Source organism: uncultured Acinetobacter sp., assembly GCF_947626835.1.
Classification (GTDB): Bacteria; Pseudomonadota; Gammaproteobacteria; order Pseudomonadales; family Moraxellaceae; genus Acinetobacter.
Window position 1 is genome coordinate 1 of sequence record NZ_CANQTS010000026.1, and the last position, 24489, is coordinate 24489.

The following is a 24489-nucleotide window of genomic DNA, read 5'->3' on the forward strand; positions in this document are numbered from 1 at the left end:
CAAGCCCTTGCCAATGCACAACAAGCGAAAGCGGATGCACAAGCAGCGGTAGATGCAATTGTTGCGGACTTCCCAACTGAAGCGGGTGACTTCCAAGTGCGTCTAGATGCCTTGACGGATATCGAGATCCCAACGGTGAACGATACCAACGACAACGGTACGCCAGATGCGGATGAGCTTGCAGCAGTTGAAGACCTCGTCGCAGACGCAGAAGCAGCCTATGCAGCAGCAGAACAAGCCCTTGTTGATGCGCTTGCCGATGATGCTGTGACCCAAGCAGAAGTGGATGACTTAACCCAAGCCCTTGCCAATGCACAACAAGCGAAAGCGGATGCACAAGCAGCGGTAGATGCAATTGTTGCGGACTTCCCAACTGAAGCGGGTGACTTCCAAGACCGTCTAGATGCCTTGACGGATATCGAGATCCCAGTGGTGACTCCACCTGATGTCATCGATGCCTTAGATGATCAGTACGCACTTGATATGGGACAAGAAGCTTTGTCTAACCGCCTAGGTCAAACAGAAGAAAATGTCTTGTTGATTGAGTTACTCGGGGGTACACAAGGTACAGTCTTAGGGGCAGAGTTCTCTGTTCCACAAGATCCAGAAAATGCGGGTCAGGACCGTACTGGCAATATTACAGTTTCAGCCGAAGTACAGAACCTTGCATCTTTAGCGGAAGCGTTCCAAATTGTCATTTACCAAAATGTCAATGGTGGACAAGTTGAAGTTGCACGTGTTGGTACTCAAGGTGGCGTAGTCACATTGGGTGGTGTGGGTGTATTAGGCATTGTAAGTAATGCTGATAAGCTTTCTGTCACTCTTACTGACTTACCTGAGGGTGAATACACCGCAGTGGTGGCTAAAGATAATAGTATCTTGACTGACTTAATTACTGGCATTCAATTAGATGCGTTGGGTGGCGAAGAAGCAGTTTTAGGTAGATCGAATGAACAAGCCATTAAAGATGCACTTAATAGCGTACTGGGTACTACCGTAGCAGCGCCTATTATTTCGCTTGTAGAGTTAATTCTTGTACCAGTGAATACATTAGGTCTGCCATTGTCTTCTGTAGTTAGCCAATTGTTAGATGTTCTGCCAGTTGAAGTCATTGATGAACTTATTGATCAAACCATTGGTCAAGCGGTTACCAATACACTGACGCTGTATGAGCAAACAACATTGACGATTACGGGTACAGAAGAAGCATTCCCAACCTATAGCTTGGAAGGAAATGTTTTTGCCGACAATGGTAATGGAGTAGATATTAAACCTGAAGGTACGCTAATTACTCAAATTGATGGTGTTCCAGTGGTTAACGTGGTCACGATTCAAGGCGACTATGGTGTACTAGAAATTGATACAGCCACAGGTGAATTTACCTATACAGTCACTGCTGGCCAAGAGGCGTTAGGCAAGACCGAAGTCTTTAGTTATACCATCCAAAATGGTGAGCTAAGTGACACTGCTAATATTGTGATTAATATTGCAGGTACGCCAGTTGATGCTGAATTGGTCTTACCACCTAACTATGTAGAGCAAGTCGTAGCCAATGATGATCTGGCAACAGTTCAAAATTACTACGAAGAGCAAGGTAAACAAATTGGTAAGAAAGGTGATGCATCTCAATTATTAGGTGTGAATCTAGCGGGTATTGGACTAAATATAGGATCTGAAGAGCCATTAGTCTTTACTGTTGGGGAAAACAAAACTTCCGATATTGTTATCAATGTATCTGGTTCAGGTTTGTCTGTAGGTACAGCTGGAACGACGTACTTTAACGCTGTTTTAGAACGTAATTACATCGATGGAAATGGAGTGGAGCAAAAAGAGTATTTTGTAGTCGAGAATGCGGTGCAAATGGAATCAGTTCTGTTGGTAGGTGTTAGTTACAGTGGAACCATATCTGCGGAAGGTTTACCTCAAGGTACGTACACTGTCTCCTTACAGGAAGCGAGTACGACAGAAAATAGTTTCTTAGACACTCTAATTAACATTATTGGTGAAGTTGCTGCACTTGACTTGTTAGGTAATGCAACTTTCACGATTACCGAGCAAACAGATAAGTATCTAGGCTCTAATGAAGTAAACGGTAATGTAATCAATAGTGCCGCTGGTAGTGACGATGTAAGTGATGTGGTTAACTCAACAACTTATGTCACTTCTGTGAGCAATGAGTTGGGTCAACCTGCTGTTGCTATTAATGATGTCAATACTGTGGTACAGGGCGCTTATGGTACCTTGTATATTTCACCAAACGGTACATACAAGTATGTAAGTAATGGTAATGTAGGTGATATTGGTAAAGTAGATACCTTTACCTATGCAATTCGTGATCTTAATGGTTCAGAGGATACTGCACAGTTAAATATCCGAGTTGATGGTGAAAACTCAGGTATTGTTTGGAATGGTACAGCAGATCAAGATGCAGTATTACCAGAGCTTGAGTTGGTGGCAAATACCAATACAACTGTAGTACCTGAAGTCACGAACAAAACAGAAGTGGTGACGACATCTCCTGGAACGTTTAATGTGAGTGGTACTCTCGGTGGAGGACGAGGCACATTTGGTGGTTCTACATTTACCGTGGAAAACACAGACAGTGCGGATGTGGTATTAACTGTTTCTATTCCAGCTCTTTCAATATCACTACTCCCTACATTTACTTTAACGATAAAAAATGAGAGTGGTCAACCTGTTGGTACCGGTAGTGGAACACCTTTGACAGGAGCTTTAGGTTCTTCGAGATCTTTAGTGATTGAAAACCTAGGTCCTGGCACTTATACCATTGAGGCAAGTGCAAGTGGTAATACCGGTCTAGGCTTTACGGCAACGCTTAGCTTAGTGCAAACCTTAACCCACTATAATCAAATTGAATCCCTAACAACACCAGATGAGGTTACAGGTAATTTAATTACTGATGATACTTATCTGCCAAGTTATTCAACTTTCAAGGTGCTTACATCTGAGGGTTATCAAGAGGTTGGATACAATGGTGTGACAATTCAAGGTGAATATGGCACGTTATTGGTAGAGAAAGATGGTAGTTATACCTATACACCAAATGCGGGTGTAGTAGGTCGACAAGACACCTTCGAGTATTCACTTGAGATGTTTGGCCAAGCTCCGCAATTCTCAACACTTACAGTGACGATCCCTGCGATTACTCAAGGCGATGATGAGCGTAATACGCTTGTGAGCGGTGAAGGTAATGACAGTTTTATTGGTGGTTTGGGTGGTGATGTATTAATTTACAATCTACTTGAAGCAGCTGATTCTGCTGGTGGCAATGGTACTGATGTTTGGAGTGATTTTAATCAAGCAGAAGGTGACATGATTGACTTAACTGCATTGTTGGCGGGTCAAACAGTTACAAATGCTACCTTAGGTAACTTTGTTAGCGTAGAGCAAGATGGTGCAAACACCGTTGTTTCTATTGACCGTGATGGTTCACAAGGCAATACTTACGCTAAAGTTGATTTGATTGTATTGGAAAATACATCACCATCTTCTTTAGTCTTGGATGAGTTAATCAAATATAACTCTCCACTGTAATCATTAAATTTTAAAAAAGAGGCCCTTCGGGGCCTCTTTTTTATTTATAAAAAATAAATATTTGTCCTTATCTAAAGCACTATGGCTATGCTATATTTAAATGAAATGGACACATAAAAACATTAGGTAACACCGCATGACAGTTCTCACCATTAACAACTTTTCACACGTACTCACCTTTAAAGAAAAACTAAAATCATGGTTACTTGAGAATTTTTTATTACAAGAACAAGCTTTATATACCTTATTCTTTTCTTATGGATCTGCTAAAGAGCGCTGCAAAGTGTGGTCAAGCAGTGATTCAGAGCCACAAGTTCTCATTAAGCGCGTGTTAAAATATATTGATCAACAGTTTGAAAAAAATCGTCAGCTACCTGAATTTTTAAAATTTGATATTGCAGTCAATGTCGAGGAAAAAAATTGGTCTACAGTGGTCGATCAAGTCAATCGTCAACCGCATAATAACCATTACCGTAAAGGCATTAGTTTTGATGAAAAGTTCAATATTTGCTTTTTAGAACAAGAAGTGTATGGTAAAGCGCTGATTAAAGGTGTGGTGTATAATCAGCCTAATTTCTTTGATGAAAAAAATCTTAATACTGCGATTAAGAAGAAATATCCACAAATTAAAACCCAATTTGAATTGGCTAAAATTAAAAAAGTGTGGGTGTTTGATACATTAAGCTGCTTTTATGAAAATGGGCAATTTATCCCGCTTCAGTCTACAGGCACAGCCAACGGTGTGCGTTACTTAATTGGGGACACCAAAGCACATATTAAAGATGTAGTGCTTAAAAATGCCAAATTTCTACACGACGAAATTCAAGCCGATGGTAGCTTTATTTATGGCTATTTTCCAGCCTATGCCAATAAAATTAGAAGCTATAACACCGTACGCCATTGCACAGCGGTTTATGCTTTAATTGAAACCTTAGAAGTAGAATATAACGAAGCATATTTACCAAAAATCAAGCAAGCCATTAGCTATGCTTTAGAAACATTTTATAAAGAAGTCGATCAAAAAGCCTTTATGATTGATGGTAAAGAAGACGATTTAGAGATCAAATTAGGTGCCAATGCCGCTGCGATCTTTATGTTATGCAAATATCAAGAGGTGGTGGGCGATAGCTCTTACTTAGTATATGCAGAAGAATTGGCCAAAGGCATCCAATTTATGGTCGACCAAGAAGGGCAAACCACGCATGTGCTGTCTTATCCGTCTTTAGAGGTGAAAGAAAAATTCCGTATTGTTTATTATGATGGCGAAGCTGCACTTGGACTGTTGCGTCTTTATCAAATCAATCAAGAACAGCCTTTACTTGATACAGTCAAGTTAATGTTTGAACATTTTATTGCTAAAAATTATGACCGTTATCATGACCATTGGTTAAGTTACTGTACCAATGAGCTGACCAAAATTTGCCCCCAAGCCAAATATTTTGAATTTGGGTTAAATAATTATCTTAAACATATGGACTTTATCCGTAATCGCCAAACAGTCTATGCGACTTTTTTAGAGATGATGATGTCAGCCTATAAAATGGTGACGCGTTTAAAAGAGCAAGGACACAGCGAGTTATTTGAAAAAGCCAAATATGAAGAATTAAAAGAACTCATTGAATTGCGCGTTGAATTTCAACGCAATGGTTTTTTCTATCCTGAAGTGGCCATGTATATGGCTGAGCCACAACAAATTTTAAATGCATTTTATGTACGCCATGATCGTTTACGTACCCGTATTGATGATCAAGAGCATAATTTATCTGGTTATGTTGCGTACTTAAATCATTTTAATTAATTCTTGGGCTTCATAGATGATGTATAAAATTACAAAACAAGTCGTAGAAAGTTTAGTTCCGGGTGAATGGTATATCGAACCAAAACCTGACTGGTATACCACGCATATTTCAGAAAGTCGTTTTAATGCATTAGGTGAACAAACCTTATTTATTGCGATGGATCAGCAAACCTGGTTAAAAGGTACCGGTAACACCGGTATTTATGGTCAATGGGATAATACCCATGAGGTGATTGGCAAATACCCCCATTTAATTAATGGGGTCATTGCCCAGTATCCTATTTTGGATTTACCCAAACATATTCCACAATATATTGTCAAAGATTCATTTGATTTTATTAACCAACATGCTGCTTATATTCGCGATAAATTGACCAGTCAAGTGATTTCGATTACAGGGACAGTGGGCAAAACCAGCACTAAAGAATATCTTAAATTTTTATTAGCTCAAGTAGGCTCTGTATACGCCACCAATAAAAATCATAACTCACGTACTGGTGTGAAGCTGACCCTATCAAATGCCATGCATAATCCAGATTATATTGTCATTGAAACAGCAATGGCGGCACTGTGGATGAAATCAGGTAGTATTAGTCGTTTGGCTCAACCTCACATTGCAGTGATTACTGAAATTGGTGTAGGACAAAAGGGCTACGATGATATACAAACGGCAGCATTTAAAAGTAAAGTGGCCGAAGGTATACAACCCAATGGTTTAATTATTTTAAATCGTGATATTAAAGAATATGAGATTTTAAAAAGTTATTGTGAACAATATTCTCAAAATATTTTTTGTTATGGCGAGCATGTAGATTCAGATGCCAAGCTGAGTTATAACAATGAGATACTGAGTTTAAATATTCAAAATCAGCATTATGAATTTACTGTACCTTTCACAGATTTAGGAACTATTCATAACATTGCTGCGGCTTTAAGTGTATGTCATGCATTAAATATTGATTTAAACTTATTTAAAGAATCTTTTCAAAATCTACCCAAAAAAGCATCGGTGTTACAAGAAATCCCGTCGCACCAAGATGTTTTAATTATAGACGATACCTATAATGCTGAGCATCTTTCGATGCTCAATGCCTTTAAATACTGTCAAAAAAAATATCCTCAACAACGTAAGCTTTTAGTGGTTGGCGATATCATCAACCTCGGTGATCAATCTCGTTATGTGCATGAGAGTTTGTTGCAGCCAATTTTAGATGCAGATTTTGCAGGTGTAGTGACTTTTGGGCAAGATACACAATATTTGCAACAGCTTTTGCCACAAGATAAATGTTTAGGTCATTTTACAGATGCCCATCAATGTGCAGTGGCTCTAGCAGCCATTACACAAGCCAAGGATATTATTTTAGTTAAAGGCTCGAGACGTAATTCTACTATCCATACTATCCCACAACGTTTAGATGAGATGTTACGACAAGATCATCTACCTCAATCTCAATCAGACAATCAATTTATCTATCGTGCAGATCGTATTGCAACAGATGCTAATATTTTACGACAGACGACAACTTATGGATTGGGTGGATTATTATTGGTCTATAGTGCTCTTAAACACTATGAACTAAAAAAGATCGAGCTAGCAGCATCTTATAGCGTAAGTGCTAATGTGGCACGTGAAGGCAAAAACACTAATGCGATAGGTTTGCAACAAGGTGAGCAGTATAATTTCTTGGAATTGATCACCCAAGTAATTTTGACGCAAAAACCTGACAGTATTTTAGCGCTTGCTGAACTGTTATATGGCACCACCAATCAAGCACTGAGTGCGATTAAACAGCATGCTCAAGCTTTAAATATTGATCCTAAAACGATTTTAAATGTCACTGGGCGTCGTGTAAAAGATAAGACACAAACTAAGACCATAGAAGATCTGTTGTCAATCGCGCGTGCCATTGCTGGATTGAGTCACCGGACTTTGAGTATTGCCAATCAAAGTTTTTATAGCTTCAAAGGTCAAATTTATCAAACTGATTTATTATATAAGTACAAAAACCCAAATGTACTGCATTTGTATTGTGGTCACGCAGATGATCGGATTGATGTGGTCATTACATTAAATCAGCCTGAAAAAATCGTGTTGGCAAAAACTACTCAGCATCGAGAAGACTTAAATTATACTCTTCCGGCGTGTTTAGTGGATGCAGATATAGATTTGCCTATTGACACGATTTGTCTGGATTCAGGTAAAATTAATATTTTAGGCGATACCTATTTTGGTGAGTTTTATACCAGAATCAGAAAAAAAAGAGGGGTAAATGACGCCTTACAGCAGTATGGATACTCGCATTCGTTTGAAAAAATAGCGCCTTTCTTTCAGCCTGACCATTTGAATATTGTCAATTTTGAGGCGACGTTCTTTGCACCACATACCGATTCACCGTTACGTGAAATCAAGCCTTATATTTTAGATGCACAAGCAGCACCGACTGTGGCTGAACTAAAAAATAGAAATATTCATCATGTGGTCTTAGCCAACAATCATGCCAAAGATTATGGTGCGGCAGGTCTAGCCTATACACTTGAACAGTTAAAACAAAACCAAATTTCCTATATTGGTGCAGCACACAATCAACAGCAAGCACAAAAGATATTTGAAGTGCATAGTCAAGGTCAGGAGGTCGCCATTTTTAATGGCTATTGGCATCGGAATCCAGCATATTTAGAGTTTGATTTTTATGCTTTGGGCGAAACCAATGGCGTTAATAGCCTCAATAATTTAATTGACAATATTCAACGCTATAAACAAGCTAAACCTCACAGTAAAGCAGTTGTAATAGCACATTGGGGCGTTGATTTTAAAGCAGTCCATACAGCACAACGCCGTATGGCACGACGCTTGGTTGCAGCAGGTGCTGATCTAATTATTGGCCATGGCCCACATTGTATTCAACCGATTGAATATATCAATAAAGTACCGGTCATTTACAGCATTGGCAATGGGGTGTTTAATAGCAACGGTGAGTTTGAACGCTATCAGGTATTGCCATTTGGTGCATTGGTACGTTTAGATCTGCAGACACAGTCCGTAGATCTTTATCCGTTGTCGATTGACAACAAAAAGAATTTTTGGCAACCCACTGCTGTCACACAACAAGATCAAATTGAAAAATTTGCGCAATTGCTGGCTTATCAAGGCCGCGTGTATAGCTTTAATCAAAATGAAGAAGGACATTACTTTACGAGGGTCAGTTTTTAGATCAACCATAATTTGAGAACAGCACATGGCTAAGCACAACAAGAAAAGTACATACAAAAATCTTAGCAAAGCGTACAAAAAGTCATCTCAAAATACACGTGGTGGCTATGAAGTTGATGTGTTGGATGAAACGCAAGCCATAGTCAGAGGTGGTTTTTATGAGCCACAGTCGGCAGTTGTGCAAAGCCCAATTTTGGCACAAGCTCAACTGCGCTTTTGTGACTTAACGGGTTTTTATGCACAACATGTGGCTTTTAGGCAAGTGGGCGAATATGAGTTTATTGTGCCCATTCAAGAAATTCATAGCAGTTTGCCTGATTCGCCGATTGCGCCTAATCCATTTGCAATTTCTCGTACCTTTCAAGGTGGCGTGACCCACTTTTGTTATGAAGGCGCTCATCCCTTACATTTATTATTAACGGGTAATTTAAAGCTGTATGTGCGCTTAAGTGACTATGCACCTGAACATGTGCGTTTGGCTGGAAAAACGCCGACTTTACCACCCAACTTAATGTTATATGTGTGTACATCATCACGTCCACGTGCTGATAATACGCTGGGTTATCAAATTGCTATGGATAGTGCATGGCAACCTAGAACCTTGTTTAAGCTCAATGCACATGCACGTTATCGCATTCCAATGCCTTCGTATGAAGATTTAAGCAAGTTATTACGCCGCGTAGAGCCAAAAAACACTCAAATTATACAAGGCAGTATTGCTGAAGGAAGTACCAATTCACGTGCCAATCCTCAAAAATTAGGCTATGCCATGACATCTTGGTTTTCTATAGAAGGAGAGTCACATCTTTGGGTAAAAACCCATGGCTGTTCTAATATCTGTCGTGTGCAATGGAAAGATGAATTTGGACGAGTATATTATGATAATCAGCTGAAGAATGTACATGACGCCAATGGTGTGATTACCATCCCACCTTATGCCGTTGCAGGACGTATTTACTTCAATCGCGGAGAAATTCAACAGAAAAAACCTGCCACCCATATTCAAATTAAAGCCATTCCTAAAAAGTTAGATCCGTATTTTGGTTATTGGGCAGAATACAATTTTTTTGTGAATACCTTAAGTTATTTTAATCCGAATACTGAGTATTATTTTGTCTTAAAGGCGACTGAAGGTGAAGCATGGCAACTCGATCAAGATGGTTTTATCTGTGTGCAAGGCGGCTTAAATTTTCAGTTCAATGTGCGTGATGAGTTGCAGTCTACATTTGATCAGTTAAAGGAATAATACATGATTGTGTGTAAAAATTTTAAAGTCATGATGACCAAATCTGTAGGTAGTACCGTACCCAATGCGTCACAAGAGTCGGCTCATAATCATATGATCTTGCAAATGTTTTATGATGATCGCTGGGGGCCTGCAACGCGCGATATGATTTTATGGTTTAAAGGTGGAAGCGGGCATGGTTTAGAAGATTCCAGCTATGCCCGGGTGCAATATGTGTTAAGTAAGGGTTTTGTTTATATCAATTGTAGTACATTTGCACCTCAGCATCATCCTATGGACTTTAAATTAGAACCGACCATGCCGATTCATGACTATGTACGTTATGCTTTTGAGGTTGAATCATTTTTAGAGCATATCTATGAAAATGTGATTTATGACAAAGACGCTAAACGACATATTAATCAAGATTCTAAAGTGGTGTTGACAGGAACCTCGCGCGGTGCAGGTATCATTTTACAATGGTCATGTTTAACTCGTGGTATTTATGCACCTTATAGCGAAAAAGTCATCGGTTTAGTGGCTAACTCTCCGGCAGGCGGTAACAATTCACGACGTTGGAATGGGCCTTATATTGCCCAACGTGCCACCTACAAATATTATCAAAATGTACGCCATCCTACGATTGCCTGTATTGGCGCTGGGGATATCACCCACACCAACCGTGCACATATGGAACGTATTTATCGTCACTTAAGCAATCAATTGGTCAAAATTGTGGTAGAAGGTGATGATACATGGGATCACACATGGCCTAACCTAAGCCGTGATCAAGCCTATCAAAAGTTCTTTAATCACGCTTTTAATTTTTTCTATGCGCTTTAAACAAATACGCTTGCAGTAAACAGGCGTATTTTTCAGTCCAATCACGATAAAAATTTACAGCTGATTTAACATTAACTGCCATTTTTCTGCCATATTTTTCTTGGCATAAGTTAAACTTTTTACATACGCATTATTGGCTAAAGCTAAACGTTTATTTTCATCTTCAACCAATGCACGTAAAGTTGCACACAGTGCATCTAAATTCCCATTTTCGACCAAACAGCCATTAATATCATGGTCGATCATCTCAGCAGGTCCATATTTAATATCATAGGCAATGTTGGGTACGCCTTGATTCATAGTATCTAAAATAGCGATACAAAAGCCTTCAAGGCGACTGGTGACCATAGCAATATCATATTCAGGTAAAATTGATTTAATATCGCTATGGTAGCCTTTAAAATGTACCATATCTTCTAACTTATACTGCTTCACTAACGCTTTTAACATGGTAAACGTTTTTTCTTTGTCGCGACCATCTGGAAAACCGTATAGATCTAACTGAATATTTTGATCACGATTACGATGTACCGCTTCGATGATATGTTCTAAACGCTTTTCATAAAAATAACGCCCAAGCGAAATGATTTTAATTGGCTGCCCAGGAGTTTTGTCGAGTTTTGTCGGGGTTAACTGATTAGAACAGTAAGTCGGTTGAATGACATGGATTTTTTGATGATTGGGAAAACGCTGTTGAATATCATGTTTTTGTTGCTGCGTAGACACCACAACAGCATCAAATTTTTCATGCTGTTCTAAGGGAATTTTATAACCACTTAAGATATTTCCAGAAGCCACGGCATTGAGTTTAGTCACATGTAAACTATGAATAATACTAATTTTTCTTAAATTTTCGTGTTCAAGCTTAGCTACAATGGCATTAAAGTATAAATTCCGATCAACAATAAAGAAAGTTTTTTCCGGCTGATTCAACAATTGCTTTAACCAATATTCGATCAGTTCTTGCTCTGTGCTAAAAAACAGCGTTCTTTCTTGGTGATATAGGGTGATTTGGGTAACTTCTTTGGCATCTGTTGCTAAGGAATAGCTATATTCTAAGACGCGTTGACCCGAAATATCATAGTAAATTTCAAAAAGGATGCTATTTTTTTCACCTAAAAATACTTCCTTGCTCAGAAAGCCAAATGCATCATATATGGCACGTTTATATTTTCTAAGTTTTTGATCAAAATAATTAATATAGTGAATATATGGGCTATTAGGAAAACAGCTTACATACATTAAATACTTTTGCTGTTGATCGTAGATGCGATAATCATGGATTTGTCCAACTTGCTTGGCTTGAAAATTTGATTTTTCAATCAAATCTTGCACAGTAAATGCAGAAACTGGCTCAGCCTTTTGAAAATAGTGGAACATGTTTAAAACATCATTTGATTTTAAACCAATTCGTTCAACATTATGAAATAAATGAGGATTGTATAAAGTGGTTAAAATTTTTGTTGTGAGTTGTTTTTCTTGGAAAATTTTTAATCGTGCTACGGCCGCATGTTCAATGCCAGTCAGTTTGCGACCAATATCTTTATTTAAAAAGTAATACATACCTTGTCCTATTCAAATTTATCTATTATTGCGTCATAGCATTATAATTTTGATACATCTTGTTTACCTGAGCTGCTGTAAACCCAAGATTACGCAAGCCCATACTGCCTTTTCCACATTGCCCACTGGCCATACGATTGGTAGCATCCTGACGCTTTGCACCCGGCACACACACATGATTGAGACCCATTGCATGTCCCATTTCATGCAAAATAGCGGACTTGCTGTCTAAATCAAATCTTTTCCAATCTAAGAGGATAAAAGGTTTTCCCTTGTTATAAAACCCCCAACTTGTCGTATCAGAAAACTGGTTATGATTGGCATAAGAGTCATAAATAAAAACAAACACTTGATTAGATTTTTTCTGAGGGAAACAACGGTTAAAGCTAGGGGCCAAATCCTTGACGATAAATACTTCAGCTTTATTTAACATTGTTTGGAAATCGCAATTCTTTTTTGTAAAAGCATTATATGAAATGCTATTACCCAAAGAGAAATTAAAGATTTTTTGGTGGTTTTCATCTAGAAAATGCTGATTCAAAATATTGATTTGCTTTTTAAAATATCGCGAGGATTGATACTGAATGACATCAGCTTTATTAGAACTGACCACAAAGTTAACCTGTATGTTTTTCGCATGTGCTGCGTTAATACCCAGGCTTAAGCACAAGCTGGAAAATAAAATTTTATACATGTCATTGATAAAAAATAATCAAAATTGAATGCCTTATAATACAAGTATAGCTATGAAACTAAAGCTATTTTATGTAATTTTCAATAAATTTTATAATATGATTTAAGCTTGAATATTTCCCAATCGTGGCTAAGCAATTGACTTGAAAAAAGATGGATACTGTACAACTACCTGAGCACATACGCTTATGAACGAGCCATTGCATCCCTTGAACTATTAATTTTTAAGATAGATTACCAAATGATGCAAATCTTTGGGCGCAGTGGCGATGTCAATCAAGATTTACAAGATCTATGGTTAAACTAAACTCATCATAAAATTTTCCCAGCATTTTCGTTGTTCTATTTGAGCTGATGTCGTTGCAATTTATGTATTCTTATGGGCTGATCAAAACAAGCTTCAAGCCATCACTGGCTCAATATGGTCTTATTCATAACTGAGATTGTACTCGCGTGTATTTAAATAAAGTAACCAATTTGCAACCAATTGCATATTTGCTCAAGGTTTACATTTTTGGAAAAACCCATACACTAAAATAAATGATTACTTATTTTTATATTATTTATAAAAATAAGTTTGTATAAGCCATATCACTATCAAGGATAGGTTTTAGGTGATAATGAGGATTGTGTTATGGGTCACGATAAAAATGATAAGTTTGAAAAATATATAAAAACCGACGCTGTGTTCTTATCCGGTATACAAGCATTGGTAGAATTGCCTAAACTGCAAATTCAGCTAGACCGCTATCATAACCGCCATACTGCGGCATTGATCAGCGGTTATCGGGGTTCGCCTTTAGGTGGCTACGACCAAATGCTATGGAAGCATGAAAAAGAGCTCAAAGCGCTCAATATTGTATTTCAGCCTGGATTAAATGAAGATCTAGCGGCCACCGCGCTTTGGGGCACGCAAATGCAAGCCGCCTTTGGCCCAAGCCCTTATCAAGGGGTGTTTGGGATTTGGTATGGTAAAGGTCCAGGCGTTGATCGAACTGGCGATGTATTTCGTACGGCCAATATGTTTGGCACATCCGCTTTCGGTGGTGTATTGGCGATTGCCGGTGATGATCACACAGCGCAATCTTCTACCTTTCCACATCAAACTGATGGGATTTTTCAAGCTGTGGCGATGCCTATTTTACAGCCGAGTAATTTAGCTGAAGTGATTCATTTTGGCTTAGCCGGTATTGCGTTATCGCGTTATTCAGGTCTTTGGGTGGCATTAAAAACTGTAGCAGATGTGATTGAGGCAGCAGGATCAGTTCGTATTGCTGAGTTACCTGTATTTTTAAAGCCTGCACCCAGTGATGTACTTCTTAACTGGGATGCCAATTTAAAATGGCCAGCCCAACGTGCTGAACTTGAGAAACGCTTAATTGAACATAAGATCCCTGCTGCAAAAGCATGGGCGCGTTGTAATGCAATTGATCGAGTGATTCATCGGGCCAAAAAAAGCCAGTATGCCATTGTCAGTGTAGGAAAAGCCCATCAAGATCTGATGCAAGCTTTAAATGATTTAGGTTTAACTGAACAGCTCGAAGCCTATGGCATATCAATGTATAAAGTTGGCATGTCTTGGCCACTTGAAGAAACAGGATTGCTGAAATTTACTCAAGGCCATACTAAAGTTTTGGTGATTGAAGAAAAGCGCAGTATAGTTGAGCAGCAAATTAAACAGATTTTATATCATAGCGCGTTAAGACCTGAAATTTTTGGCAAAACACAGCCAGATGGCACGGCGTTTTTACCGGAAATTGGTGAGTATTCAAGCGCACTTGTGGCACAAAAACTGTTTGAGTTTTTGGGTCGCCCTGAACAGTTACACGATCAAATCAAAGCTTTAACGCCTGCTTGTCATTTTGATACAGACGTTGCAAAACGTAGTCCATTTTTTTGTTCAGGCTGTCCACATAATACCTCGACCCGTGTGCCCGAAGGTTCAATGGCAGGTGGCGGTATTGGTTGCCATATTATGGCATTGGTGATGCCTGATCGGCATACCAACACTTTTAGTCAAATGGGGGGTGAAGGTATGCAGTGGGTGGGGGCCGCACCGTTTTCACAACGTACTCATATTTTTCAAAACTTAGGTGATGGCACTTACGAACATTCTGGAATTTTAGCCATCCGTGCAGCCATTGCTGCCAACACCAATATCACCTTTAAAATTTTATATAATGATGCAGTTGCAATGACGGGTGGACAACCTGCAGAAGGCAACAATGATCCGGCACGAATTTCAAGACAGCTTGCAGCCGAAGGCGTTCAATATTTAGCTTTGGTGTCTGAAGACCCTAATCGTTGGCAGGGGAATAGCAGTTTAGCCGCCCAATGTAAAGTTTATCATCGTGATGAACTGGCGAGTTTACAGCAGCAATTTCAAACCTATCGTGGAGTCAGCGCCATTATTTATGACCAAACCTGTGCTGCTGAAAAAAGACGTCGCCGCAAACAAAAAACACTTCCATCCTCTTCTCAGTATGCATTTATTCATGATCGGGTGTGTGAAGGATGTGGTGATTGTTCGGTACAATCCAATTGTATTTCTATCGAACCATTAAATACCGCCTTTGGTACCAAACGTAAGATTAATCAATCAAGTTGTAACCAAGACTTGTCTTGTCTTAAAGGGTTTTGTCCAAGCTTTGTTGAAATTGAGGGACACAAAAATAGTCAACCCATCAAGCAAGATCTAGATCAACAGACCTACTTTGAGCGCTTAATTGATATTCAAGTGCCTTTGCTGAGTAAAGACAACTACAACATGCTTTTGGCTGGTGTAGGGGGAACGGGTGTGCTCACCATTGCGGCATTGTTAGGTAAAGCGACTGTAGAAGATCAACATGCGGTAAGTGTGCTGGATTTTACCGGTTTGTCGCAAAAAAATGGCGCGGTGTTTAGCCAAGTACGCTTAGCACAACAAGCAGAGCACATTTTATCCTCACGTATTGGTGACAAAGAAGCTGATGTATTGATTGCAACCGATCTGTTAAATGCTGCAAGCAATGACATGTTGCAACGTTTACAGTCTGCAACGCAGGTGTTTATGAATTTGGATGTGATGCCCACCGCAGCATTGATTCATGATCGTGATCAACATATTGATGTAGCAAGTTTGATTGAGCGAATTGAAGCTTATGTGCCAAGTCAACATGTGCATCGTTTACATGCCAATCAACTGTGTGAAAAGATCTTTGCCGAAACCACATTTGCACATATGTTAATGCTAGGTTTTGCTTGGCAAAAAGCCTGCATACCAATTTCTTTCAGCGCACTTAAAGCCACTATTGGGCAAGGGGTTGCACCACAACAAAACTTAATAGCTTTTCAATGGGGGCGTGTTTTTGCCATGCACCCAGAGCTAGAAGCGCAAATTTTACACTCAGACATGCAGCACAGCCCAAAATCATGGACCGAGTTAGTTGAGTTTTATCGCCAAGAATTGGTGGCGTATCAACATGAGGCGTATGCGCAAAGCTATCTTAATTTTATTGAAAAAATAAAGGCTAAGATCAAAAAACATCACCAGCATGAGGAGTTAATGCAGGTGGTTGCTCAGCAATTGTATCGTTTAATGGCATATAAAGACGAATACGAAGTGGCACGTTTGTATAGTCAGCCCGAATTTCAACACAAGTTAGCTGCCGAGTTTCAAAATACAAAAAAATTGAGTATTTGGCTTGCACCGCCTTTATTGAGCCGTATTGACCCGATTACACAACGTCCGAAGAAAATCAAATTTGGTGCGTGGGTGTTAAAATTGATGCCGATTTTAGCCAATTTTAAGTGGCTACGGGGTCAATGGTATGATCCTTTAGGTCGTCATCCTGAGCGTGTGGCAGAACGTCAGTTGATACACGATTATATGCAACTGGTAGAACAGGTGGTGGACGGCTTAAATGAGCGCAATATGCCCGCTGCTTTGGAGTTGTGTGGATTGGTAAATGAGGTGCGTGGTTTTGGTCCTGTCAAAATGCAAGCCCTAAAAGCCTATCAGGATAAGCAAACCATCTTGCTAAAACGCTATCACCAGCAGCAACGTATCATTCCTTTATTTACAGAAGCTTAAACTAAATTTGGGCATGACCTATGCAATACATTGCATAGGTTTTTTGTTTATTTTAATAAGTAAAATTAAACAATAAAAATTTGGTTAAATATTAATCATATTTATATTTTATTGAGTAAAATCAAGGAAAATATTCAAATATTTATCCACATTTGTTGTGGATAAATACTTTGAGTCTAAATTTTAAGTTTATTGGGGCTTGAATGAAATTAGACCTTGATGCGTATCTTCAAGGTCTATGGACATAAAAAATAACTTAAGATTTTAATGGAGGCGATTCCACCTCGGCTGTGAGCTTGGCTATGTGTTGTTGGTAATAACGATCAGATTTCATATATAAGGTACAAATGATCGCAATGATTGCCATAGTTACAATATAAATAATCACCCAAGTCGGTTGACCTTGATTGAGGCTGAGTAGTTTGGTGGCAATGAGTGGTGCTAAACCGCCACCTAGTACACCTGCAAATTGTACCGAAATTGAAATTCCGCTATAGCGAATCTCTGCAGGGAACTGACGTGCAAACAGCATGGATTCTGGAGCATACATAATAGGGAAAACCACACCTACAGCTAAGAAAAATGCCAACCAAATCAAATAAGGATTGGCGCTATTGAGCATCATAAAAAATGGATAGCAATAAAGTGCCAAAATGCACAAACCGCATAAAAATAAACGTCGTTGTCCAACTTTATCTGACAAATGACCACACAATGGTGTTACCACAATAGATAATGCCGCCCCACATACAATTGCAAATAATACTTCTTGACGGGCAATGTTGAGTTGCGTGGTGGCATAGGCAAGTGCAAAGGTGGATGCAATATAAAACCATGCATTTTCTGCGGCACGCGCCACAATAATGGTGATTAATTCTTTGGGGTGGTTTTTAAAGACTCTCAGTGCAGGCACTTTGATGGTTTCAGTGTGTTGTTTGACCTTCTCAAAATCTGGTGACTCAGGCACTTTGACTCGGATATACCAACCTACGCCTAGCAGCACCACACTGGCCAAAAAGGGTAAGCGCCAACCCCAGCTAAATAAGGCGCTTTCAGGCAGTAAAGACACTAAGGCTAAGGCAATAGAGGCAAGCATCAGACCTGCACCTGCACTGGCTTGAGGCAAGCTGCCCCAAAAGCCTTTTTTACCTTCGGGCGCATGTTCGACTGCCATAAGTACGGCGCCGCCCCATTCACCGCCCATAGCCATACCCTGTACAAAGCGTAGAATCACTAAACAAACCGTTGCCCAGTAGCCAATGGTTTCATAAGTAGGCAGTAGGCCAATTAAAATGGTGGGAATGCCCATTAATATTAATGTGAGCATTAACATGGATTTACGCCCAACTTTATCGCCAAAGTGACCAAAAACAATGCCACCTAAGGGGCGACCAATAAAACCCACCGCATAGGTTGCAAAAGCTGCCAGTACACCTGTTAAAGGGTCAAGATTAGGAAAGAAAAGTTTATTGAAAATCAGTGCTGCTGCTGCACCATAAATAAAAAAGTCATACCACTCAATGGTGGTGCCAACCATACTGGAAACGCCTGCCAGACGGTGGCTTGAACGTGCCTGTTCAACCATAGTACATCCTCATTGTGATTAAAGTGAGTTGAGCAGCTGTTATTGTTATTTCTGCCCCCCCTTTAAACTTGCATTTTTTTTGAGCATGGGTCAATTTACTTAAATACTTAAGTAGTTTTATTCAAGCAAAGGGGAATCATATGCAACAGGATGTGCTTTTTGATTTAGCACCTACGGCATTGGTGGTGTTAAGTTATCGGCAGATTCAGCAGGTGAATCAGTCATTTTTAACTCTATTTGGTTATACAAAAGAAGCATTATTGGGGCAAAGCATGCAGATGCTCTTTCCGAGCTGTCAAGATTATCAACATGTTGGCGCACAGGCTTGGCAAGGTATTGTTGCTGCACAGGGGGGAGATTATTCGGATCAACGCTTTATGCGTCATAAAAATGGTCAACTTTTTTGGGTGAAAACCCATGCGCGTAGTTTGACCCCTGATGATCCATTTCGTTATATTATTTGGCATTTTGATGCCGAGCAAAAACCATCTTTGGTACAACTGACCCCTAGAGAAAAGCAAATTAGTCATTGGGTGGTCAATGGTTATAGTTGTAAACAAATTGCGCGTGAGTTAGGGCTATCGCATCGTACTGTGGAGGTACATGTGGCAAATTTAAAAAAGAAATTTTTGATTGAATCTAAAAAGCAATTGGCGACCAAAATGGTGTATTAAGCATAAAAACGTCAATTATATAAAGCCTTAATATTAAAGGTTAACTCTATTTTTTTATAAAGCATAAAATAAGCCCACATTCAGGATTGAACGTGGGCTTATCTTGTAGATCACTTAGAGAATTTCTTTACGTAATTGTTCTGGTGATTTGCTGGACAATAGACCCGGTGCTACATCAAATGCAGTTTTGGCACCATACTGTTGCATTTGGTTCATGCGGTAGCACGCACGTGCATAAGCCACCAAAATACTTGCAGTAAATTCAGGGTTGCTGTCTAACTTCAAGGCAAACTCAATCACTTGAGATTGTTCATCACTGGTGTTACCACTGCGAATCACAAAACCGCCGTGTGGCATGCTTTGGTGATCTTGCGCCAATGTTGCTTCATCAATGAAGTTGACTGTGGTGTCGTAGTCAGCGAAGTAATCAGGCATGGTCACAATCGCCTGTTCAACAGCTTTAGCATCTGCGCCTTCTTTTAAGACCACATAGCATTCACGCGTATGTTTATCTTTGGTGCCAAGTACCGGACGTGCACCTCTACGCACTTGCTCAATGGCATCTGTAGATGGAATGGTGTATTGCACGCCTGCTTTGACACCCTCTACACGGCGAATCGCATCTGAGTGACCTTGGCTTAAGCCTTTACCCCAGAAGGTGTAAGTTTCGCCATCTGGAAGTAAGGCTTCACCAAATAGACGGTTGATTGAGAACATGCCTGGATCCCAACCAATCGAGATCATTGCAGTTTTTTGGTTTGCTATTGCAGGTGCATCCACAGACGCATAGTACTCTGGAATACGTGCGTGCGTATCAAAGCTATCTACAATATTAAATAAACCGGCTAATGCTGGACCTTGTTTTGGTAAATCGTCTTTTGAGCCACCACATAAAATTAAGACATCGACTTTGTCTTGAAAATCATTCAGGTCATCCATGTGGAAGACAGCAGTGTCTGCAAAACATGGCGCTACAGTTTCAGGAGCACGGCGTGTAAAAATCCCCACCAGTTGGAGGTCAGGGTTTTTGTGAATGGCTCTTTCAACGCCACGACCTAAGTTGCCATAACCGGCAATACCAATACGAATAGGATTTTGCATAAAGATGATTCACTTCATGAGAATTTAAAAAATGAGTCAACAGACTCATGTTTATTAGCCAAAGACCATTCAATGGCTTGCTAAAAACACGCTAAGGTACATCACTTTTCAAATATGAAATTTAGTCCACGCATCGAAGCGCTCTTTGATCAAAATGAACTGTACGTTAAAGAACAACAGATGCAAGTGTTAAAACTTCATCGAAAAGCAGTCTATTGTAAACTAAGATTTAGGTGATGTTTTAGTGCAATTGAACTCGATCAAGTACATAACGCACGATTTTTAAGCAAAATTAGCATAAAACTTTAGCTGTATTGTCAAGAGTGTGGTTATTTAAAACAAAGATTTTTATCAAGGTTTCATCTTGCGCACTGACACTGTTATAGAAGGCACGCTTTTGTATACCGTATAGACAAACAAACTTAGTCTTAGCTTTAGGCATTTACAATGCTATTGAGCTATTGAGCTGGCCAAAATCAAATTTTGATTTTGCATGATTGCTACCTGATCAGCAAGATTGTGTCTTGTAAGTGTTAGGCAAGTCATCACAAAACTAGAAACTTGTAGGCTCATGAGCACAACTGTTTTGAGCACCAAGAAAAAATACAAGCTTGCAAGTTTTAGTAGACATTTTTTTTGTTTTTAAGCTTATCTGTATCTTTAAGCTGTATGTAGCAATTACAACTGGCTGAGTTGAGAACAAGCTTGCTTCATCAATTTTTGCAAGGATTAAAAAAGCCTTAATACGGAAATTTCGAATGACTAGAACAGAAAAGGAAAATTGCCTTATACAGTCATTGATTCATACTGCTGATATCCCCAGTCAATGAGATCTTAGAGTGAAACATACCCGCATTCGTACTTTTAATACGCAAAAAACCTATCCAGAACAAAACTTAGACAACGATTTGTGTCAAGCCGTCGTGGCACGTGGCAGTACCGTATTTTTACGTGGGCAAATTGGTCAGAACCTCGATACTTGTGAAAGTGTTTGCATTGGTGATGTTGCCGGTCAGACCGAACAAGCGATGTATAACATTAAAATGTTGCTCGAAGAAGCAGGGGGGGAGCTTGAAGATATCTGCAAAATTACCATTTATATTATTGACCCACGTTACCGTGAAGATGTGTATCGCGTGGTGGGCAAGTGGTTAAAAGGTGTTTTTCCTGTGTCGACAGGTCTAGTCGTATCTGCGTTGGCACGTCCTGAATGGTTGGTCGAAATTGATGCCATTGCTGTGATTCCAGATAAAGTCAATTAAGGAGCATCAACGATGACATTTTCAATTATTGCGCGTTGCCATAAAACAGGGCAATTTGGCGCTGCAATCAGCTCGTCTTCACCTGCGGTCGCCGCGCGCTGCATTCAAGCCAAAGCAGGGGTGGGTGTTGCCACATCGCAGAACATTACCGACCCATACTTGGCAAACATTTTGCTAGATATGACCAAATATGATCTGGCCCCAGAAGAATCGATTGCTGAATTGGTCAAAAATACTGATTTTATTGAGTATCGCCAGCTAAGTGTACTGAATGCCAAGGAAAAGCCTGCTGCATTTAGTGGCAAATACACCTTGGGTGTGCATTCTGAGTGCATAGGTGAGCATGCTGTTGGTGCAGGAAATTTATTGGCCAACAGCTCAGTACCCCAAGCTATGGTAACAGCTTTTGAACACCGCCAAGGACCATTGGCGGAGCGCTTAATGCAGGCACTCAAAGCTGGGTTAGCCGCAGGAGGAGAAGCAGGACCAGTTCATTCTGCAGGTCTATTGGTGGTAGATAAACTTGAATGGCCTGTGGTGAATTTACGTGTTGATTGGTCTGAGACTCCAATTGAGGATCTTGATCAACTGTGGAAATTATATGAACCGCAAGTTGAAGCTTATGTCAGTCGGGCACTCGATCCGGGTGGTGCACCAAATTATGGCGTTCCAGGCGAACAATAGGTCTTCAACCTTGCATAAACCAAGGGTACACGCGTGCTAAATCGAATTTCATTACGCCAAATGCAATATTTTGTTGCCACTGCTGAAAGTGAAAGTATCATTATTGCTTCAGAGAAAATTCATGTTTCATCGCCCTCTATTTCTGCGGCGATTGCGCATATTGAATCAGAATTGCAGGTGCAATTGTTTATTCGTCAGCATGCCAAAGGCCTGATGTTAACCAACATTGGCCAACAAGTAATGCAAGAGTGTAAAGTCATTTTAGGTCAGGCCAACAGTCTATATGCTTTGGCAGCAGATTTCTCAGGTTCGATCCGTGGACCCTTAAAATTGGGATGTTTTAGTGCATTTTCACCCATGATTTATGCTGAAATCATTCATGGGTTTACCCATTTATATAAAAATGTCACCTTGCAATTATGTGAAGATGACCAACAGGTGTTGCTCAATAGCTTAAGTCGCAGTGAGTTAGATGTGGTGCTCAGCTATGACTTAAATATTGATCAAGATTTGATTCATTTTGAGCCACTTGCTGTATTGCCACCCCATGTTTTGGTCAGTGAGGCGCATCCTTTAGCAAAAAGTGCCGCCGTGACGTTAGATGAGTTGGCCACCTATCCTATGGTGTTGTTGGACATGCCTTACAGCAACGACTATTTTCTATCTTTATTTAGACAACAAAAGCTCAGTCCACAAGTGGCGCATTCATCACGCCATATGGATGTGGTGCGTTCAATGGTGGCCAATAATTTGGGTTATACCATTTTAAATGTGCGTCCTAAGAATAATTATTCGCTGGATGGGAAACGCTTAGTGCGTTTAAGAATTGCAGGTGAGCATCGTCCGATGAAAATTGGCTTAGCGACCGCTAAAAATGCCAACTTAAACACCGTAGCGCAAGCTTTTATTAGCCGTTGTCGTGCTTTTTTATCCAATCAATATATTCCCGGTATGGGCGATGCACATTTTTTTGATGCACATGTCAAAACTAAACCTGCGCTGCAAGAGGCTTAATGCATGAATAACCTAAGCAGTATTGAGATTTTGTCCACATTAATTGCTTTTGATACCACCTCATATAAAAGTAATCTTGAGTGTATTTTTTATATTCAAGGGCTACTGCAACAAAATGGGATTGAGGTGACCCTCAATTTCAATGCAGTGCACAACAAAGCCAACCTTTTGGCAAGCATTGGTCCTGTAGATCAGCCGGGTATTTTACTCTCAGGTCATTCTGATGTAGTGCCGATCGAGGGGCAGCAGTGGGACACACCTGCGTTTGTTGCTACGCATAAAAATAACCTCATTTATGGACGCGGCACAGCCGATATGAAAGGTTTTTTAGCCTGCGCGATTGTATGTATGCTAAAGGCCAAGCAACAGTCTTTAAAGCATCCTCTACATTTATGTATTTCTTATGATGAAGAAATTGGCTGTATTGGCGTGCGCGGTATTTTAGAGCAACTCAAAGCCACGCTTAGGCCACCACTACTGTGTGTAATTGGCGAACCCACTATGATGCAACTGGCGTTGGCACATAAGGGTAAAACGGTGTTTCGAGCCACTTGTTGTGGTGAAGAAGGTCATTCAGCATTGGCACCGCGTTATGTCAATGCCATTCATGTGGCCAGTCATTTGGTACAAGCACTGCAACAAGTACAACAGCATTTACACCATCACGGTGCGCAAGATCACGGTTATGATATTCCTTACAGCACTGTCCATGTAGGGAAAATAGCAGGTGGAACAGCCTTAAATATTGTCCCCAATCAATGTGTTGTAGATTATGAAATTCGGCATTTGGCGCAAGATCGTAGCCATGATATTCAAGCTTTAATTTTAGAAAAAATGGATCTACATGTGAATGCGCATATACAGATTGAAGAAATCAATCAATATCCGGGGCTAAAAACCTCATCGACTATTCAAGCGGTACAATTTATGCAAAAGCTGCTGCCTGAGGATACCTCAATCGGTAATATTTCTTTTGGCACTGAAGGCGGTTTATTTCAAGCTGCACTGGATTGTCCTGTGGTGGTGTGTGGACCAGGTGACATTGCTGTGGCACATAAACCCAATGAGTATGTGTCGATTGAACAATTAAAACAGTGCGATGCATTTTTAAATCAATTGCTGATGAGCATAGTACAGAGCTAATACAGCAACACATTTATTACAGCGAATTTTTAATTTAAAGCAAAGACCTTTTGAAAATCAGGTCTT

General features: G+C 39.8%; 15 protein-coding genes. 11 read left to right on the forward strand and 4 right to left on the reverse strand.

Annotated elements, in window-relative coordinates; translation table 11 throughout:
• The 5 genes from Q0Z55_RS09880 to Q0Z55_RS09900 form a co-directional block, all read left to right on the forward strand.
• A partial coding sequence (locus Q0Z55_RS09880; protein WP_297427802.1) for a BapA/Bap/LapF family large adhesin occupies window positions 1–3555 on the forward strand: 3555 nt, incomplete at its 5' end.
• A 136-nt stretch (window positions 3556–3691) separates the two neighbouring features.
• A complete protein-coding gene (locus Q0Z55_RS09885; RefSeq protein ID WP_297427805.1) occupies window positions 3692–5353 on the forward strand; it encodes a poly alpha-glucosyltransferase in 1662 nt (553 codons plus the stop codon).
• Between the two features lie 16 nt (window positions 5354–5369).
• Complete coding sequence (locus tag Q0Z55_RS09890; RefSeq protein ID WP_297427809.1) at window positions 5370–8564, forward strand: CapA family protein; 3195 nt, start codon at window positions 5370–5372, stop codon at window positions 8562–8564.
• A 25-nt stretch (window positions 8565–8589) separates the two neighbouring features.
• Window positions 8590–9810: a hypothetical protein gene (locus Q0Z55_RS09895; protein WP_297427812.1), complete on the forward strand. Its 1221-nt coding sequence runs from the start codon at window positions 8590–8592 to the stop codon at window positions 9808–9810.
• A gap of 3 nt (window positions 9811–9813) precedes the next feature.
• A complete protein-coding gene (locus Q0Z55_RS09900) occupies window positions 9814–10632 on the forward strand; it encodes a hypothetical protein (protein ID WP_297427814.1) in 819 nt (272 codons plus the stop codon).
• Between the two features lie 54 nt (window positions 10633–10686).
• On the opposite strand, the gene Q0Z55_RS09905 is transcribed toward Q0Z55_RS09900, so the two are convergent.
• Together Q0Z55_RS09905 and Q0Z55_RS09910 are read right to left on the reverse strand one after the other, a co-directional pair.
• Entirely contained in the window at window positions 10687–12195 is a 1509-nt protein-coding gene (locus Q0Z55_RS09905) for a glycosyltransferase (protein WP_297427818.1), read from the reverse strand.
• Window positions 12196–12220: 25 nt separating this feature from the next.
• Window positions 12221–12808, reverse strand: coding sequence for a metalloprotease (locus Q0Z55_RS09910; RefSeq protein WP_297427821.1), 588 nt, complete (start codon window positions 12806–12808; stop codon window positions 12221–12223).
• A gap of 714 nt (window positions 12809–13522) precedes the next feature.
• Between Q0Z55_RS09910 and Q0Z55_RS09915 the strand changes: the two genes are divergently transcribed.
• Window positions 13523–16960, forward strand: a complete 3438-nt coding sequence (locus Q0Z55_RS09915; RefSeq protein ID WP_297427824.1) for an indolepyruvate ferredoxin oxidoreductase family protein — start codon at window positions 13523–13525, stop codon at window positions 16958–16960.
• Window positions 16961–17216: 256 nt separating this feature from the next.
• Here the strand turns inward: Q0Z55_RS09915 and Q0Z55_RS09920 are convergent, their stop codons facing one another.
• Entirely contained in the window at window positions 17217–18545 is a 1329-nt protein-coding gene (locus Q0Z55_RS09920) for an MFS transporter (protein ID WP_297427827.1), read from the reverse strand.
• Between the two features lie 140 nt (window positions 18546–18685).
• On the opposite strand from Q0Z55_RS09920, the gene Q0Z55_RS09925 reads away from it, so the two are divergent.
• Window positions 18686–19219 carry a LuxR C-terminal-related transcriptional regulator gene (locus Q0Z55_RS09925; RefSeq protein ID WP_297427830.1) on the forward strand — a complete coding sequence of 178 codons (534 nt, stop codon included), beginning with the start codon at window positions 18686–18688 and terminating at the stop codon, window positions 19217–19219.
• Window positions 19220–19333: 114 nt separating this feature from the next.
• On the opposite strand, the gene Q0Z55_RS09930 is transcribed toward Q0Z55_RS09925, so the two are convergent.
• Entirely contained in the window at window positions 19334–20320 is a 987-nt protein-coding gene (locus Q0Z55_RS09930; RefSeq protein WP_297427833.1) for a diaminopimelate dehydrogenase, read from the reverse strand.
• A gap of 839 nt (window positions 20321–21159) precedes the next feature.
• On the opposite strand from Q0Z55_RS09930, the gene Q0Z55_RS09935 reads away from it, so the two are divergent.
• From Q0Z55_RS09935 to argE, 4 genes are read left to right on the forward strand one after another with little or no spacing between them, the layout of a single operon-like run.
• A complete protein-coding gene (locus Q0Z55_RS09935; protein WP_297427836.1) occupies window positions 21160–21582 on the forward strand; it encodes a RidA family protein in 423 nt (140 codons plus the stop codon).
• A 12-nt stretch (window positions 21583–21594) separates the two neighbouring features.
• The gene (locus Q0Z55_RS09940) at window positions 21595–22266 is read left to right on the forward strand and encodes a DUF1028 domain-containing protein (RefSeq protein WP_297427838.1); all 672 of its coding nucleotides are present in this window, start codon (window positions 21595–21597) and stop codon (window positions 22264–22266) included.
• Window positions 22267–22299: 33 nt separating this feature from the next.
• On the forward strand, window positions 22300–23280 hold the full coding sequence (locus Q0Z55_RS09945; protein ID WP_297427841.1) for a LysR family transcriptional regulator: 981 nt from the start codon (window positions 22300–22302) through the stop codon (window positions 23278–23280).
• Window positions 23281–23283: 3 nt separating this feature from the next.
• Complete coding sequence (argE, locus tag Q0Z55_RS09950; RefSeq protein WP_297427844.1) at window positions 23284–24423, forward strand: acetylornithine deacetylase; 1140 nt, start codon at window positions 23284–23286, stop codon at window positions 24421–24423.
• The last annotated feature ends 66 nt before the right edge of the window (window positions 24424–24489 follow it).